Raw genomic sequence first — 15538 nt, forward strand, 5'->3', positions numbered from 1 at the left:
GCCTCAGGCGCGTGCCTTGGGTTCGGGCAGGCCTTGAACGCCCGGATTGAGGGCGAACACCCCGCCCGCCAATGGCTGGTCAGCGAGATCGATGCCTTGCGGGCGAATCGAAGTGACAAACAGTGTGTCCAGCCGAGGGCCGCCAAAGGCACACATCGTCGGTTTCTTCACCGGCACCGGCAGCGCGCGATCCAGTTTCCCCCGTGGGGTAAAGCGCAGCACCAGGCCGGCATCAATTGCGCAGATCCAGTAACAGCCGTGTGAATCGACGGCGGCACCGTCCGGTCGACCGGGGTGGTCGTTCATGTCGACGAACAGGCGGCGGTTGTGCGGCGTACCGCTGTCGATGTCGTAATCGAAGGCCCAGATCAGTTGCCGGCTCGGGTGCGAATCGGACAGATACATGATGCTCCCGTCGGGACTGAACGCCAGGCCATTGGGCACCACGAGGTCCTCCAGTTGCGGCGCCAGCATCGATACATCGTTCGGGTTTTGTGCGTCGTAGCGATACAGCGCGCCGACCGCCTCGGCACCCATGGCGGTTGGCATCGAGCTGGCCCAAAAGCGTCCCTGACGATCGCAGCGGCCATCATTGAAACGCATGTGCGGGCGGGCGTGCTCGACGCCGATGAGCTTTTCCGCAGCCAGACGTCCGTCAGCCTGCGGGCGCAGTTTGAACAGGCCACTTTCCTGCGCGCCAAGCCAATGTCCCGCATCGCTGCGGGCGATACAGGCGAGCATTTCGTCCGCCTGCCAGCAGTCGGTCTGGCCGTCGAGTTGCCAGCGATGCAAGCGGCCGGCCGGAATGTCCACCCAATACAAGGCATTTTCGTCGGCTTGCCAGACCGGGCTTTCACCGGTGGCATTGCGCGCATCGACAATCAGTTCGGCCGTCATGAGCGCGTCTGCGCTGGCGCTTCAAACGGACCTGCTGCGGTAAAGGCGCCGCCCTGGTACAAGCGGTCGGGGTGGTCGGCGGCGAGTGCGGGTTGTTGTTCGACCTTTGCGCGAAAGGCTTCGGAACTGTCCTGCGGCGCAAAGCCCAGGTGCGCGGCGTGACGGTTGTTCCACCACTGATCACGGTTGGCCGACACCCCGTACACCACGCTGTGCCCGACATCGCTGGCCAATAGTGCGCGGGCGATCAGATGCTCCAGATCGGTATAGCTCAACCAGGTCGCCAGCATGCGCAGGTTGCGCGGTTCGGGAAATGAGGAGCCGATGCGCAGGCTCACTGTTTCAATGCCATAGCGGTGGAAATAGAACGTTGCCAGGTCCTCGCCGTACGCCTTCGACAAGCCGTAATAACCGTCCGGGCGGCGCGGTGAATGGGCGTCGATCTGTTCGTCCTGCGAGTAGAAACCGGTGACGTGGTTGGAGCTGGCGAACACGATGCGCTTGACCCCGTGCAGGCGCGCGGCCTCATAAACATGAAACGTGCCGCGAATATTCGCCTCGAGGATTTCTTCGAAGGATCGCTCCACCGAGATCCCGCCCAAATGCACGATGGCATCGACGCCCTCGACCAGCGCCGCGACAGCGGCCTTGTCGCTCAGATTGCAGTTGATCACTTCGTCATGCGCGCCGCGGCTCGGCGCCATCGCACTGATGTCCGAGGCGCGGACGATGTCGGCGTGAACCTGCAGGGTTTCTCGCAGAATCTGACCGAGCCCACCGGCGGCGCCGGTCAGCAAAATACGGTTGAAGGATTTGGCTTGCGTAGCGTGTGTGGTCATGGTCGGGTCTTCCATTACGCGGTGGTGAAAGGGGGGGGCGGCGGGGTGTCTGCCCGACAAGCGATGCGCGCTCGCCAGGCAAAAGCGGCGCGCGGCTTACATGAAGTTGTACTGCACGCCCAGACGCCAGCGAGCCTGGCGGTCAGGTGAGGTGGAGTCGACTTTGATGTCGCCGATTTCCATGAAGGGCGCCCATTGTTTGGTGAGCTTGTATTTGACGATCAGGTTCTGTTCGTAGTCGCTCTTCTTGTTGTCGTAGCGGATGTAGTCGGTCTTGAAATAGATGAACTGATATTCGTAGGCCCACTTGTTGGCTGGCGTATAGCCGAGCCAGCCTTCGAAGCGGTGGGTGGTCTGGTCATCTTTGTAGTGATCGGGCATGTCTTTGTTGACCTGATCGCGATCGAGTTTGCGCAGGTCCAGGCGATAGCGCGTCGCGACGTAGAAGGCGTCGTCGATTTTGTAGTTGTACTTGAGGCCGAACTTGTAGGCGGTCGCATCCTTCGAACTGTCCATCTGAAACGCCGGGGTCAGCGTCGACTGCGCGCTGAGCTTGTAGTTGTAGCTCACGGTGAACTCATGGCCGTTGTTGACCATGTTGTCGTAGGCGACATCTTTGCGGTCACCGGCCGTGCGGTATTTCATCTCCGCCTCAAACCCCAGTCCACTCTCCAGGCGGTAATTGAGCTTGATTCGGTCGGCGTGGGCGCTGTCCTCCTCGGTGTACTGATGGCGGTAGTTGAGGCTGGCAGAGTCAGCATTGACAGAGAAGGGCAGGCCGAGGGCCGCGACAGTGACGAGCGTGCGTAGGGTGGTGTTCATACGGTCTTCTTTTTTGTTTTTGTTAGGGTCGTTTGACGAGTACTACAGGCACCGCGATGTTGCGTATGGCTCTCATTTGAGGCGCAGATATAAGTTATCGTACGACAAGATGACTCGTCTACGTGATTTTGCTTGTTTAGAAACATATTGAAACATATGCGCCGCGTGAATAGGCCTGTAACGCCAGTCATGTTATTCCACAGTCATCTTTAAATATGGCGCTTTGCTCGACGTTTAGCCGAAAAGGCTTCGATTCGAAGAAGAGTTATTGGGTCTTTTCAAGTGTTGTACGATGACCTATGATCGGTCGCAACCGACGACACTCCTGTCACAAATCCAATAAGAAGGCTCAAGACGTCCATGAGAATCACAGCAGTCAACGTCCAGGTTTTTTCCTATCCCACCCGCCGCGCAGTCGACAGCGCCGGTCATGCTCATCCCGGTGATGTCAGTCAGGCGCAAATGGCGTTGCTGCGCATCCAGACCGAAGACGGCAAGGAGGGTTACGCCCTCGGTGCGCCGGAGCTGATTCGTCCTTATGTGCTGGATGGTTTTGTGCGCAAGGTGCTGGTCGGGCAGAACGCCTTTGATCGCGAAAAGATCTGGCATGACCTGGCGCACTGGCAGCGTGGCAGCGCCAGCCAGTTGACTGATCGCGCGCTGGCGTTGGTCGAGCAGGCGTTGTGGGACTGGGCGGGGCGCAAGCTGGGCGTGCCGGTGCACAAGTTGATCGGCGGTTTTCGCGACAAAGTGCCGGCGTACGGCTCAACCATGTGCGGCGATGAATTGCCTGAGGGCCTGGCGACGCCGGAAGACTACGGACGCTTTGCCGAAACGCTGGTCAAGCGCGGCTACAAGGCGATCAAGTTGCACACCTGGATGCCACCGGTCTCGTTCGCGCCGAGCCCGCGCATTGACGTAAAAGCCTGCGCAGCGGTGCGCGAAGCGGTAGGCCCGGACATCGCCTTGATGCTCGACGGTTATCACTGGTACAGCCGCACCGAAGCGCTGTACATCGGACGCGAACTGGAAAAACTCGACTTCGCCTGGTTCGAAGAACCGATGATGGAAGAGTCCGCCGAATCCTATGCCTGGCTGGCGGGGCAACTGGACATTCCGGTACTCGGGCCGGAAACCTTGTCCGGTAAACACCTGAGCCGGGCCAGTTGGGTCAAGCACGACGTTTGCGACATCCTGCGTGCCGGGGTCGCCGGGGTCGGCGGGATCGGGCCTTGCCTGAAAGTCGCGCACATGGCCGAGTCGTTTGGCATGGACTGCGAAATCCATGGCAACGGCGCAGCCAACCTGACAGTGGTCGGCGCGATCAAGAACTGCACCTGGTACGAGCGCGGCTTGCTGCACCCGTACCTGGATTACGACGAGGTGCCGGCGTACCTCAAGCGCCTGGTCGACCCGATGGACAGCGACGGTTTTGTGCATTTGTCCGACCTGCCGGGTCTGGGCGAAGACATCGACTTCAACTTCATCGAGATGAACACGCTTAAAAGCTTCTGACGTGTACGCGGGCTGCCCGGTGCATGCCGGGCTGTCCGAGAGCCCTATAAATATAAGAAAGGCACTCTCGCTATGAACATTCTTCCTTCGCTGTGGGCGCGGGTTCTGGCGGCTACCCTGACGGTGACCGCGCTACCTGTCGTCCATGCCAAAACCCCGGCCGATCAATTGATCGTCGGCATGAGCATGATCAATCTGCTGTCCCTCGACCCGGCAGCCGCCACCGGCCTGGACGTGTCGGAGATCAATGCCAATCTCTATGACATGTTGCTGGTGCAAGACGTCGCTGCGCCGGATCGGCTGTTGCCGGCACTCGCCGAGCGCTGGCAAGTCAGCGACGACCGCAAGACCCTGACCTTCAATCTGCGCCAGGGCGTGCAATTTCAATCAGGCAACCCGTTGAGCGCCGAAGACGTCGCCTGGTCGTTGCAGCGCGTGCTCAAACTCAATCTCGCATTGGCGTCGACCTGGAAGGCTTACGGTTTTACCGCCGACAATGTCGAGCATTCGATGCGCGCGACCGATGCCAATACCTTTGTCATTGAACTGCCGCGACCTACCGATCCGCAGTTGGTGCTCAACACGCTGGCGACGTCGCCAAGCGCCTTCATTCTCGACCGCAAAAAAGTGCTCGAACATCAGAAGAACAATGACCTGGGCGCCGCCTGGCTGGTGACGCACGCCGCCGGCAGTGGTGCCTTCGTGCTCAATGACTGGCGGGCCAACGACGTGATTCTGATGAGCCGTTTCGACGGTTATTGGGGGGGCCCGGCCAAGCTCAAGCGCATTGTCATGCGCAACATGACCGAGTCGCAGTCGTTGCGTCTGATGATCGAGCGGGGCGACCTCGACATCGCCAAAGGCATGTCGGCGCCGGACATTCAGGCCTTGCAGAAAAGCGACAAGGTCCGCACGCAAACCCTGCAACGCGGCACGCTGTATTACGTCGCACTGAGTGTGAAGCAGCCGATGTTCGCCGACGCGCGCGTGCGCAAGGCTGTGCGCTCGTTGATCGACTACCAGGGCATCAACCAGACCGTCATGCCGCACTACGGCGTGATCAATCAGCGGCCGATGCCGTTGGGACTGGCCGCGCGTCTGCCGGATCCCGGTTATCGACTGAATGTCGATGAGGCAAAAAAACTTCTCGCTGACGCCGGTTACCCCAACGGGTTCAAGACCAGCATCCGCGTGCTGGCCGAACCGCCCTTCATCAACATTGCCTCCAATCTGCAATCGACGCTGGCGCAGGCCGGGATCGAAGCCAGCATCATCACCGGCACCGGTAACCAGATCTACGGCGCCATGCGTGAGCGCAGTTTCGACATCATCGTCGGCCGTGGCGGTGGCGGCGCCGAACGTCATCCCCATTCGAGCCTGCGCACGCTGGTGTACAACCCGGATAACCGTGACGAAGCCAAGCTGAGCAACTTCCAGGGCTGGCGCACTTCGTTTTACAGTCCCGAGTTGAATCAGTTGATCGAGAGTGCCGAAGTCGAGCCCGATGCGCAGAAACAGCAGGCGCAGTATCAGGACATCCAGCAGCAGCTCGATCAGCAAGTGGGCGCGATTCTGCCGGTCTCGCAGATGACCGACACAGTGCTGGTCTACGCCGATGTTGCCGATTTTCAGGGGCACACGGCCGCGACCACGCGCTACAAAGACGTCTACAAAAAACGCTGAAATGCACGGATGAACTTCGCGTGCCGGGTGCACCGGTGACCGTATTATCAGGAGCTGACTATGTTTGTTATGACTGCCTCTGCCATGGGAGCCCGCGCCTCCAATACCGCGCGGCGTGCCAGCACGGTACTGGTGACGTTACTGGGCCTGCTGGCGCTGACGTTTATCATCGGTCGGGTGATGCCGCTCGATCCGGTGCTGGCGGTGGTCGGGCCGGACGCCGACAGTTCGACCTACGATCAGGTGTACCGGGCGATGGGGCTCGACAAGCCGATCTGGACCCAGTTCGGCCTGTACCTCAATGACTTGCTGCACGGCAATTTTGGCAACGCGCTGTTGACCGGGCACCCGGTGCTCGATGACATCCGCCGAGTGTTCCCGGCCACTATCGAACTGGCGACCCTGGCCATTCTCTTCGGTGTTCTGATCGGTTTACCGCTGGGCGTTTGCGCGGCGAGCAATCAGGGGCGACTGGGCGATCATGTCGCGCGAGTGATTACCCTGTTCGGCTATTCCACGCCGATTTTCTGGCTGGGCATGATGGGCCTGCTGGTGTTCTACGCCTGGCTCGGCTGGGCCGGGGGCGCCGGTCGCATCGACCTGGCGTACGACGGCATGGTGCCCGAAGTCACCGGGCTGTTGCTGATCGATTCGAGCCTGGCCGGTGATTGGGAAGCCTTCGCCAGCGCCTTGCGCCACATCGTTTTGCCGGCACTGATCCTCGGGCTGAACTCGGTGGCTTACATCAGTCGGATGACGCGCAGCTTCATGCTCGAGCAACTGTCTCAGGAATACATCATCACCGCTCGGGTCAAGGGTTTGTCGCGCCGCCAAGTGGTCTGGGGTCACGCCTTTCGCAACATCCTCGTGCAACTGCTGACAGTAGTGGCGCTGGCTTACGGCTCGCTGCTCGAAGGCGCGGTGCTGATCGAAACGGTTTTTGCCTGGCCCGGTTTCGGTCAGTACCTGACCAGCAGCCTGATGCTCGGCGACATGAACGCGGTGATGGGCTGTGTGCTGGTGATCGGTTTGATTTTTGTCGCGCTCAACCTGATCAGCGATGCCTTGTACAAGGTCTTCGACCCGCGCACCCGTTAACACGCCTGGCGGCGGCACCAAAACTATAAAAACAAGGATTTTTCAAATGACGACTGCATTTACCAAACTGCACGCTGGCCTGTTGGCGGCGATCCTGGCGCTGGTGCCGATGACGCAGGCCAGCGCCAAGACGCCGGCCGATCAACTGATCGTCGGCATGAGCATGGTCAACCTGTTTTCCATCGATCCAGCCAACGCTCCCGGCCTCGACGCTTCTGGCGTCAACGCCAATCTTTACGACACTCTGGTCAAGCGAGATCAGGGCAATCCGGAACAGCATCTACCGCAACTGGCCGAGCGCTGGACGATCAGCGACGACGGCAAGCAGATAACCTTTCACTTGCGTGAGGACGTGAAGTTTCACTCCGGCAATCCGCTGACCGCTGAAGACGTGGCCTGGTCGCTGTACCGGGTGATGAAGCTCAACTTCGGCCTGGCCACGACCTGGAAAGCCTACGGTTATAACGTCGACAACATCCAGTCACTGATCCGTGCCAGCGATGCCCACACGCTGGTCATCGACTTGCCGCAAACCATGGACCCACTGTTATTGATTGACTCGCTGGCGATCTCGCCGAGCGCGGTGGTGATCGATCGCAGAACAGCGTTGGCGCATGAGAAAAACGCTGACCTCGGTGCTAACTGGCTGGTGACCAACGAGGCCGGCAGCGGCCCCTTTGTGCTGAGCAAATGGACGGCGAACGACTCGTTGTTGCTGACCCGCTTCGACGGTTATTGGGGCGGTGCTGCCAAGCTCAAACGGGTGGTGGTGCGGCACATGACGGAATCGCAGTCGCTGCGCCTGATGCTGGAACGCGGAGACCTCGATCTGGCGTACGGCATGGCCGCACCGGACATCCGCGCCATCGACGGTTCGGAAAAAATCCACGTGCAGTCACTGCCGCGCGGCACCATGTACTACGTCGCGCTGAGCATGAAGCAACCCGAATTTGCCAATCCCAAAGTGCGCGAAGCGGTGCGCAACCTGATCGACTACAAGGGTCTGGACGAACAGGTGATGCCGTATTACGGCCAGCTGAATCAGCAGCCGATGCAACTCGGTCTGACGGCGCGCCTGCCGGATCCGGGTTATCACATGGACGTCGCCAAGGCGAAAAAACTCCTCGCCGAAGCGGGGTATCCGGACGGTTTCACCACGACCATTCGCACACTGTCAGAGCCGCCCTTCATCGACATCGCCGCGCGCCTGCAAGCGACGCTGGCCGAGGGCGGAATCAAGGCCAGCATCGTCAACGGCACGGGCAACCAGGTGTACGGTGCCATGCGTGCGCGCAACTTCGACATCATCGTTGCGCGCGGGGCCGAGCGCTATCCGCATCCGTATTTCAGCCTGCGCACGTTTGCCTACAACCCCAATAACAGCGATGACGCCGGCCTGCCGAATTTCCAGGGCTGGCGCGCATCGTTTTTCAGCCCGCAGCTCAATAGCCTGATTGATCAGGCCGGGGTCGAACGCGATGCCGGCCAGCGCCTGAACCTGTACCACCAGGCACAGAAAATCTACGACGAGCAAGTCGGCCCGATCATGATGATTTCGCAGATGACCGACACCGTGGTCAGCGCCGCCGACGTCAAGGGTTTTGCCGGTGATGATGCCGAGGCGACGCGTTATCTGGGTGTCTACAAACAACGCTGAACGCTGCCCGGTGCGTCGGCGTACGCGCCGGGTGATCCTGAATTCAATCCGAGAACATGCCCATGATTGCCAACATGTCTTCTACTGATTCGAGCGCCAAGCGGCGGTCGGATCGTACCCCCGGATCCAGCTTCGACGCCTTCTGCAAAAGTGCCCTGAAAGTCTTGCGGCACTTGTTGCGCAACCCGATGACCCTGGCCGGATTGCTGGTCGCGCTGGTGCTGGTGGTGGTGGTGGCGCTGTTTGCGCCGTGGATCGCCACCCATGATCCGGTGGCGCAGAACCTTGCCAATGCCCTGCAGGCGCCGGGCGCTGCCCACTGGTTCGGCACCGATGAATACGGCCGGGATATCTTCAGTCGGCTGGTCTACGGCTCGCGCATCACGCTGTACATCATCACCTTGGTGACCGTGATCGTCGGCCCGATTGGCCTGTTTATCGGCACTGTCTCCGGCTACTACGGTGGTGTGGTCGACACGGTGTTCATGCGCCTGACCGACATCTTCATTTCCTTCCCCAGTCTGGTGCTGGCGCTGGCGTTTATCGCTGCGCTCGGTCCGGGCCTGGAACACGCGGTGGTAGCGATTGCGCTGACGTCGTGGCCGCCAATCGCGCGACTGGCGCGGGCGGAAACCCTGTCGTTGCGCAAGGCTGACTTCGTTGTGGCGGTCGAGCTGCAAGGGGCTTCGTCCACCCGAATCATCCTGCGGCACATTGTGCCGATGTGCATGTCGTCGGTGATCATCCGCCTGACCATGAACATGGCCGGGATCATCCTCACCGCAGCGGCATTGGGCTTTCTCGGTCTCGGTGCGCAAGCGCCGTCGCCGGAGTGGGGCGCGATGATTTCCACCGGGCGCCGCTACATGCTTGAGTGCTGGTGGCTGGTGGCTGTTCCGGGGGCCGCAATCATGTTGGTCAGCCTGGCTTTCAACCTGTTGGGCGACGGCCTGCGGGACATTCTTGATCCGCGCAGCGAGTAATCGGAGGCTGTATGTCTGCAATCAAATTGAACGTCGAAGGGCTCAATGTGCGCTTCGTCAATGCTCAGAAAGAAACCCACGCCGTGCGCGACGTGTCCTTCACCCTCGGGCGGGAAAAACTCGCCATTGTCGGTGAGTCGGGCTCGGGCAAATCGACGGTCGGTCGCAGCCTGCTCAAGCTGCACCCGGCCAGCGCGCGGATCACCGCCAAGGCTATGCAGTTCGGTGAAGTCGATCTGCTCTCAGCCGGCGAAAAGGTCATGCAGAAGATTCGTGGCCAGCGCATTTCGATGATCATGCAGGACCCGAAATACTCGCTGAACCCGGTGGTCAAGGTCGGCGATCAAATCGCCGAGGCGTATCTGGCGCACCACAAGGCCAGCCGCAGCGAGGCCCGCGAGCGGGTGTTGGAAATGCTCGAAAAGGTGCATATCCGTGATCCGCAACGGGTCTACAACCTGTACCCGCATGAAGTCTCCGGTGGTATGGGCCAGCGCATCATGATCGCGATGATGGTCATCACCCGGCCACAGGTGATCATCGCCGACGAGCCGACCTCGGCCCTCGATGTCTCGGTGCGTCAGCAAGTGCTCAACGTGCTGGAAGAGCTGGTCGAGCAGCAGGAAATGGGTCTGATTTTTGTCAGCCACGACCTCAACCTCGTGCGCAATTACTGCGACCGCGTGTTGGTGATGTACGCCGGCAGGGTGGTCGAATCGCTGGCCGCCGGCGACCTGCAACATGCACAACATCCCTATACCCGAGGCCTGATGGCGGCGTTGCCGAGCATGGACAACCGTCGCGAACGGTTGCCGGTGTTGCAACGCGATCCACTGTGGCTGACTTGCTGAGGAATCGACCATGTCCATGATCCAAGCACACGCGCTGAACCTGAGTTTCGGCGCCGGCCCGGCCCTCAACCAGGTCTTGCACGACGTCAGCCTCAGTGTCGCCGACGGCGAATCCTTCGGTTTGGTGGGGGAGTCCGGCTCCGGCAAGACCACTGTATTGCGCTGTCTGGCCGGGCAGTACCGGCACTGGACGGGCGAGTTGAGCATTGCCGGTGCGCCGCTGCAGCACAAGATCCCCAAGGCGCATTTCCGTCAGGTGCAGATGGTGTTCCAGGACCCCTATGGCTCCCTGCATCCGCGCCACACCGTCGACACGGCGCTGCGTGAGCCGCTGATTATTCACGGCGTGCGCGACAAGGACGACCGGATCAACGAGATCCTGCTCAAGGTCGGTCTGAACGACAGTTACCGTTTTCGTTATCCGCATCAGTTGTCCGGTGGCCAGCGCCAGCGCGTGGCGATTGCGCGTGCGCTGATTCTCGAGCCGCGCGTGCTGCTGCTCGATGAGCCGACCTCGGCGCTGGATGTCTCGGTGCAGGCGGAGATTCTCAATCTGCTGGCGGATTTGCGCCGGCGCGAGAAACTCACCTACCTGATGGTCACTCACGATCTCGGTGTGGTCACGCACCTGTGTGATCGAGTGGCGGTGATGCAGCAGGGCAAGATTGTCGAGCTGCTCGACAGTCAGGCGCTCAGCCAGGATCTGGCAAGCCACGCCTACACGCGGATGCTGGTGCAGGCCAGTCGTGATTTCAGTCAGGAGTCGGTGCGCCAGCTCGCTGGTTGAACCGATCCATAAAGGAGCGCGACATGCCGCATTGCCTTATCGATTGCCCGCAAACCCTGGCCCAGCGTGTCGGCGAGCAAACCCTGCTCGCTGCCGTGCATGACGCCCTCGATGCCTTCGGCCTGTTCAAGGCCGGGGACATCAAGGTGCGCCTCACTACGTTCGCGCATTACCGCTGCGGCGCGGGCGAGGACGATTTTGTCCACGTCGTCCTGTCGGTGTTGTCCGGGCGCAGTGCTGAACAGCGCCGGCGTCTGGCCTCGGCGACCGTGGCGGCGCTGGTCGCTTTACTACCGGAGGTCGAGTCGTTGTCGATGGAGGTTGTGGAAATGCCCCGCGAGACGTTCGTCAACCGCAGCCAATATCTGCAAGAAGCCGGATTGTCGGCCTGAACAAGGAGTGCTCATGCCTTATCGAAATGTTGTTCCGACGCGGCGCAAACAGCCATTGGCTTTGTCGCTGGCGGCCACGTTGACGATGGTTTGCAGTGTGTCGTCGTGGGCACTGGAGGCACCGCAAAAATTGCAGGTGCCGACTCTGGCCTACGATGATCAGCAAATCATCCTGGTCTGGGAAAAACCCGCCGATCACGCCGATATCAGCGACTACCGGGTCTACGCCAACGGTGTGTTGCTGGGCGGCAGCAACGCCAACAATGACCGCATCTCGCCGGCCAAACCTTACATTGACCGCTTCTACGAACAGGATGTTGCCGGTTTTCACCATCGCATCGGCATTCACAGTTACACCGCGCAAGGCTTGAAAGCGGATACGGCCTATCGATTCACCGTGCGTTCGGTGGGCACCGATGGCAAAGAGTCGGCCGACAGCCCGCCCGTTTTACAACGGACGAGCAAGGTTGCCGCTGTGTTCGATGTCAGGAAATATGGCGCCAAGGGTGACGGCAAAAGCCTTGATACTTTGGCGGTCCAGAACGCCATCGACGCCTGCACCCCCGGCTGCAAAGTATGGTTGCCCAAGGGCACCTATAAAAGCGGGGCGCTTTACCTGAAGAGCAACATCACCCTGGAAATCGCCGAGGGCGCAACGCTGTTGGGTTCCGAGCGGGCGGAAGACTATCCGCTGGCCGGCTACATCCAGTATCCGTATTCGAGTACCGTGCGCCCGGCGTCGCTGATCAATGCCTTGCCGCGCGATCCGCGTCAGCATCAGTCGTTCGAAAACATCCGCATCGTCGGCAAAGGCACGATTGACGGCAACGGCTGGAAGCGCCGCGCCGATGTCGTCGACGAACGCGGTCAGCCATTGCCGTTCTACCTGCCCAGCGACAACACCCGCTACCAGCAGGACGGCATTCTGGCCAAGGCGCAGGTCGAGCAAGCGGTCGCGCGCGGCATGAACGTTAAGGACGCCTACGGCCAGATGCGCTCGTCGCTGATCACCCTGCGCAACGTGAAAAACGTGTTCTACGGCGGTTTCACCGTGGTGAACCCGGCATTCCACGGGATCATGAACCTGGAAACCGAAAACGTGGTGCTGGCCAATACCACGCATAAAACCTACGACGCCAATAACGGCGACGGCATCGAATTCGCCAACAGCAAGGGCGCGATGGTCTTCAACAACTTCTTTGATACCGGCGATGACTGCGTCAATTTTGCTGCGGGTACCGGGGCGGATGCCGTGCAGCAAAAGCCGCAGGAAGATGCCTGGATCTTCAATAACTACTTCCGCAAGGGTCACGGCATGGTGGTTGCCGGCAGCCATACCGGCGCGTGGATTCAAAACATTCTGGCCGAAGACAACGTTTCCGATGGCACCGATGCCGGCCTGCGCATGAAGAGCACCAACTTCATGGGCGGCGGGGCGCGTAACGTGATCTTCCGCGACTCGGCGATCCGCAATACGCTCAAGCAGGCATTCATTTTCACCCTCGACTACAACGATCCGAACGCCAAGCTGGATTACCAGCGCTCAACCATCCCCGGGCAATTCCGCGATATCCGCGTCGCCGACGTGAGCATCGAAAATGCTCAGGGCAAGGCGATCGAAGTCAAGGGCGACAGTCAGCACAACGCCTGGCATCAGGGGTTGGTGTTCGAGCGCGTGCGCTTCAGTGGCCCGGCCAAAGCGCAGATCGACGGGTTGAAGGATTCGCTGTTTGACCAAGTGTCGTTCAGCGGGCACGGCGCTGCCAACCCGTGGCAAATCACCGGGAGTGTCGGGCTGACGTTCACGGATGTGCAGCCACCACCTCCGTAGAGCCCTGATCAAGGTTTCGTCGATTTACCGAGGTCTTTCGAGTCGCTCGAAGTGGCTGCATCTTTTGCCGTTTCATGCGACTCGGCGCCGGAGTTTGAACCCGACGCCTCTTCACCTTTCTTGTCGGCCTTGTCTTCGTTGGATTGAGCTTTGCCGGCCTGATTCACGCCGGGAAGCGCGGTCGGTGGCGCGGCAGACTCGTCAGCTGCCTGCCCGGCTGCCGAGGCGAAAAGCGGGCAGGCCGAGATCAGGCCTGCTAGGGTGAACGCTGCAATTTTGCTGTTCATGATGGGCGTCTTCCGGTCGAAGCGGATGGTGATCATTGGAAGTGCCCGGCGAGCGAAGGTGCCCGCTGCTGGACGGGCGGTCGGTCGCTGACGTTCTCATCACTTGAGGTCGACGATCTGGCCCCACTCAAGCCCGAACCGGCCGAGGTATTTCCTCAGTCGATCGGCATCGTTGGGTTGTGCCTTGGCTTGGCGTGATATTCCGAACAGTCGGCGGCCGGCATCGGACAAGCTGTCCGCCTGCCGGCACACCTCAATTACTGCCTTCAATTGCAAGCGGTCGAACAGATCCATGCTTTCGGCGTCTCCCGGCAACGCTCCTGAAATCGCCTGCGGTTGCGCCAAGCCCCACGCGTAGCGCAGCCGATCAATTTCCTCCTGCACCTGTGCCTCATCGATACGCCCACTGTCGGCCAGGGTCGCCATGCGCGTAATCGAGGCGGACAGTTCACGGAAGTTGCCCAGCCAGGCCGCTTCGCGAGAGCTGGCGAACGCCAGATAACTGCGCCGGGCTTCCAGATTGAAGCGCACCAGTTGCCCGTGTTCGCGGGCGTGGCGTTCCAGCTCGAAATCAATGTTCGGTTCGATGTCCTCGCGGCGGCCGGCGAGGCCGGGCAGGTCGAACGTCCACAGGTTGATGCGCGCGTACAAATCTTCGCGGAACAGGCCGTCAGCGACTCGGCTGCGCAGGTCGCGGTGGGTGCCGGCGATGATCAGGAAATCGCTTTCGACTTCCTTATCGGAGCCCAACGGAAAGAAGCGTTTTTCTTCAATCGCCTTGAGCAGCATCGCCTGTTCGTCTGCGCCCAGTTCGCCGATCTCGTCGAGAAACAGCATGCCGCCATCGGCAGCGCGCAACAGGCCGTCGCGAGCGTTCTGTGCGCCGGTGAAAGCGCCTTTGACATGGCCGAAAAGCGCCGACATCGCGCCATCGCCACGTAAGGTGGCGCAGTTGACCTCGACAAAACGCCCCTGCATCTGGTGGCGACTGCGTTTCAGTTCGTAGATGCGTCGGGCGAGGAAGGATTTGCCAGCGCCGGTCGGACCGATCAGCAGCATCGGCGCCTTCGACCGCACTGCCACGCGCTCGATCTGTTCGATCGATCGGTTAAATGCGGCGTTGCGTGTGGCGATGCCGGACTTCAAGAACTCCAGGCCTTCGAGGCGCTTGTTGGCAAAGCGCGAGGCGATGCGATCGTAGCGCGACAGGTCAAGATCGATCAGGGCATGCGTGCCGATGGCGTGATCGCTGTCGCTGTTGCGCTTGGCCGGGGAGGTCTGGATCAGTCGCGCCGGCAGATAGCGCGCCTCGGTCAGCAGGAACCAGCAAATCTGCGCGACGTGGGTGCCGGTGGTGATGTGGACGAGGTAGTCCTCGCGCTCGGTGTCGAAATCGTAGGCGGTGGTGAAGTCGTGCAGCGCACCGTAGACCTCTTCGAAATCCCACGGGTTGCGCAGTGACATCGGGTGCAGGCGCACTTCGGTCTCTGGCGAAACCTGCTGGATGTCGGCGCGCACCCGCTCGGCCAGGCTGACATCGCGGGCGTCGATGCCGTGAATCAGCTCGAGCCGGTTGATCAGCACATCCTGCTGTTGGCACAGGCCAACGCTGGGGCGCCAATGGCTCCAGCGATTGGCGCCTTTGCCGACGCGATCGAGGGTGGCGCCGATAAATTCGATGGCGACGGTTTGCATATTTGGCATGTTTATCTCAAAAGATAAAAAACGATATCCAATGATAAATATTCGACGAGGGATTTGTCGTCAATTCATTCGATGAAAAATGGATTAGTAAATAAAAACGATATAAATCAACAAGATATAAATTTTATTCGAGAAAAATCAAAAGCTGGCACAGCCGCTGCAATACCAATCGCAACGAACAGGACAACACAG

Annotated in this window: 14 protein-coding genes; 9 read left to right on the forward strand and 5 right to left on the reverse strand. The window is 60.3% G+C overall.

The annotated features are described in order from the left end of the window. Positions 1-3 precede the first annotated feature (3 nt). From ACZZ0G_RS22440 to ACZZ0G_RS22450, 3 genes are all read right to left on the reverse strand, one after another. A complete protein-coding gene (locus ACZZ0G_RS22440) occupies positions 4-897 on the reverse strand; it encodes an SMP-30/gluconolactonase/LRE family protein (RefSeq protein WP_463557553.1) in 894 nt (297 codons plus the stop codon). Then, positions 894-1736 carry an NAD-dependent epimerase/dehydratase family protein gene (locus ACZZ0G_RS22445; RefSeq protein WP_463557554.1) on the reverse strand — a complete coding sequence of 281 codons (843 nt, stop codon included), beginning with the start codon at positions 1734-1736 and terminating at the stop codon, positions 894-896. The genes ACZZ0G_RS22440 and ACZZ0G_RS22445 overlap by 4 nt, the downstream gene beginning before the upstream one ends. A 96-nt stretch (positions 1737-1832) precedes the next feature. Next, on the reverse strand, positions 1833-2558 hold the full coding sequence (locus ACZZ0G_RS22450) for an oligogalacturonate-specific porin KdgM family protein (RefSeq protein ID WP_463557555.1): 726 nt from the start codon (positions 2556-2558) through the stop codon (positions 1833-1835). A gap of 360 nt (positions 2559-2918) precedes the next feature. On the opposite strand from ACZZ0G_RS22450, the gene ACZZ0G_RS22455 reads away from it, so the two are divergent. From ACZZ0G_RS22455 to ACZZ0G_RS22495, 9 genes are all read left to right on the forward strand, one after another. After that, entirely contained in the window at positions 2919-4073 is a 1155-nt protein-coding gene (locus ACZZ0G_RS22455; RefSeq protein WP_008079679.1) for a mandelate racemase family protein, read from the forward strand. Between the two features lie 72 nt (positions 4074-4145). Next, a complete protein-coding gene (locus tag ACZZ0G_RS22460; RefSeq protein WP_463557556.1) occupies positions 4146-5756 on the forward strand; it encodes an ABC transporter substrate-binding protein in 1611 nt (536 codons plus the stop codon). 84 nt (positions 5757-5840) lie between these two features. Further along, positions 5841-6854 carry an ABC transporter permease gene (locus ACZZ0G_RS22465; protein WP_016987798.1) on the forward strand — a complete coding sequence of 338 codons (1014 nt, stop codon included), beginning with the start codon at positions 5841-5843 and terminating at the stop codon, positions 6852-6854. Positions 6855-6900: 46 nt separating this feature from the next. Next, positions 6901-8511, forward strand: coding sequence for an ABC transporter substrate-binding protein (locus tag ACZZ0G_RS22470; protein WP_463557557.1), 1611 nt, complete (start codon positions 6901-6903; stop codon positions 8509-8511). Between the two features lie 62 nt (positions 8512-8573). Further along, the gene (locus tag ACZZ0G_RS22475) at positions 8574-9494 is read left to right on the forward strand and encodes an ABC transporter permease (protein ID WP_463557558.1); all 921 of its coding nucleotides are present in this window, start codon (positions 8574-8576) and stop codon (positions 9492-9494) included. Positions 9495-9505: 11 nt separating this feature from the next. Further along, a complete protein-coding gene (locus ACZZ0G_RS22480) occupies positions 9506-10345 on the forward strand; it encodes an ABC transporter ATP-binding protein (RefSeq protein WP_026000816.1) in 840 nt (279 codons plus the stop codon). Between the two features lie 10 nt (positions 10346-10355). Further along, positions 10356-11132 carry an ABC transporter ATP-binding protein gene (locus ACZZ0G_RS22485; protein ID WP_463557559.1) on the forward strand — a complete coding sequence of 259 codons (777 nt, stop codon included), beginning with the start codon at positions 10356-10358 and terminating at the stop codon, positions 11130-11132. A 23-nt stretch (positions 11133-11155) separates the two neighbouring features. Further along, on the forward strand, positions 11156-11524 hold the full coding sequence (locus ACZZ0G_RS22490; RefSeq protein ID WP_463557560.1) for a 5-carboxymethyl-2-hydroxymuconate Delta-isomerase: 369 nt from the start codon (positions 11156-11158) through the stop codon (positions 11522-11524). Between the two features lie 13 nt (positions 11525-11537). Beyond that, on the forward strand, positions 11538-13355 hold the full coding sequence (locus ACZZ0G_RS22495) for a glycosyl hydrolase family 28 protein (protein ID WP_463557561.1): 1818 nt from the start codon (positions 11538-11540) through the stop codon (positions 13353-13355). An 8-nt stretch (positions 13356-13363) separates the two neighbouring features. On the opposite strand, the gene ACZZ0G_RS22500 is transcribed toward ACZZ0G_RS22495, so the two are convergent. After that, positions 13364-13642 carry a hypothetical protein gene (locus ACZZ0G_RS22500; protein ID WP_463558876.1) on the reverse strand — a complete coding sequence of 93 codons (279 nt, stop codon included), beginning with the start codon at positions 13640-13642 and terminating at the stop codon, positions 13364-13366. Between the two features lie 99 nt (positions 13643-13741). Beyond that, the gene (rtcR, locus tag ACZZ0G_RS22505) at positions 13742-15346 is read right to left on the reverse strand and encodes an RNA repair transcriptional activator RtcR (RefSeq protein ID WP_463557562.1); all 1605 of its coding nucleotides are present in this window, start codon (positions 15344-15346) and stop codon (positions 13742-13744) included. Between the last annotated feature and the right edge of the window lie 192 nt (positions 15347-15538).

The sequence above is a fragment of the Pseudomonas sp. AC169 genome (assembly GCF_979258515.1).

Excerpts from the sequence above, each read along its gene's own strand:
- ACZZ0G_RS22495 (WP_463557561.1), top strand. The coding sequence starts at position 11,538 with ATGCCTTATCGAAATGTTGTTCCGACGCGGCGCAAACAGCCATTGGCT.
- ACZZ0G_RS22485 (WP_463557559.1), top strand. The coding sequence starts at position 10,356 with ATGTCCATGATCCAAGCACACGCGCTGAACCTGAGTTTCGGCGCCGGC.
- rtcR (WP_463557562.1), bottom strand. The coding sequence starts at position 15,346 with ATGCCAAATATGCAAACCGTCGCCATCGAATTTATCGGCGCCACCCTC.
- ACZZ0G_RS22445 (WP_463557554.1), bottom strand. The coding sequence starts at position 1,736 with ATGACCACACACGCTACGCAAGCCAAATCCTTCAACCGTATTTTGCTG.
- ACZZ0G_RS22475 (WP_463557558.1), top strand. The coding sequence starts at position 8,574 with ATGATTGCCAACATGTCTTCTACTGATTCGAGCGCCAAGCGGCGGTCG.
- ACZZ0G_RS22500 (WP_463558876.1), bottom strand. The coding sequence starts at position 13,642 with ATGAACAGCAAAATTGCAGCGTTCACCCTAGCAGGCCTGATCTCGGCC.
- ACZZ0G_RS22440 (WP_463557553.1), bottom strand. The coding sequence starts at position 897 with ATGACGGCCGAACTGATTGTCGATGCGCGCAATGCCACCGGTGAAAGC.
- ACZZ0G_RS22465 (WP_016987798.1), top strand. The coding sequence starts at position 5,841 with ATGGGAGCCCGCGCCTCCAATACCGCGCGGCGTGCCAGCACGGTACTG.
- ACZZ0G_RS22455 (WP_008079679.1), top strand. The coding sequence starts at position 2,919 with ATGAGAATCACAGCAGTCAACGTCCAGGTTTTTTCCTATCCCACCCGC.
- ACZZ0G_RS22490 (WP_463557560.1), top strand. The coding sequence starts at position 11,156 with ATGCCGCATTGCCTTATCGATTGCCCGCAAACCCTGGCCCAGCGTGTC.
- ACZZ0G_RS22450 (WP_463557555.1), bottom strand. The coding sequence starts at position 2,558 with ATGAACACCACCCTACGCACGCTCGTCACTGTCGCGGCCCTCGGCCTG.
- ACZZ0G_RS22480 (WP_026000816.1), top strand. The coding sequence starts at position 9,506 with ATGTCTGCAATCAAATTGAACGTCGAAGGGCTCAATGTGCGCTTCGTC.
- ACZZ0G_RS22470 (WP_463557557.1), top strand. The coding sequence starts at position 6,901 with ATGACGACTGCATTTACCAAACTGCACGCTGGCCTGTTGGCGGCGATC.
- ACZZ0G_RS22460 (WP_463557556.1), top strand. The coding sequence starts at position 4,146 with ATGAACATTCTTCCTTCGCTGTGGGCGCGGGTTCTGGCGGCTACCCTG.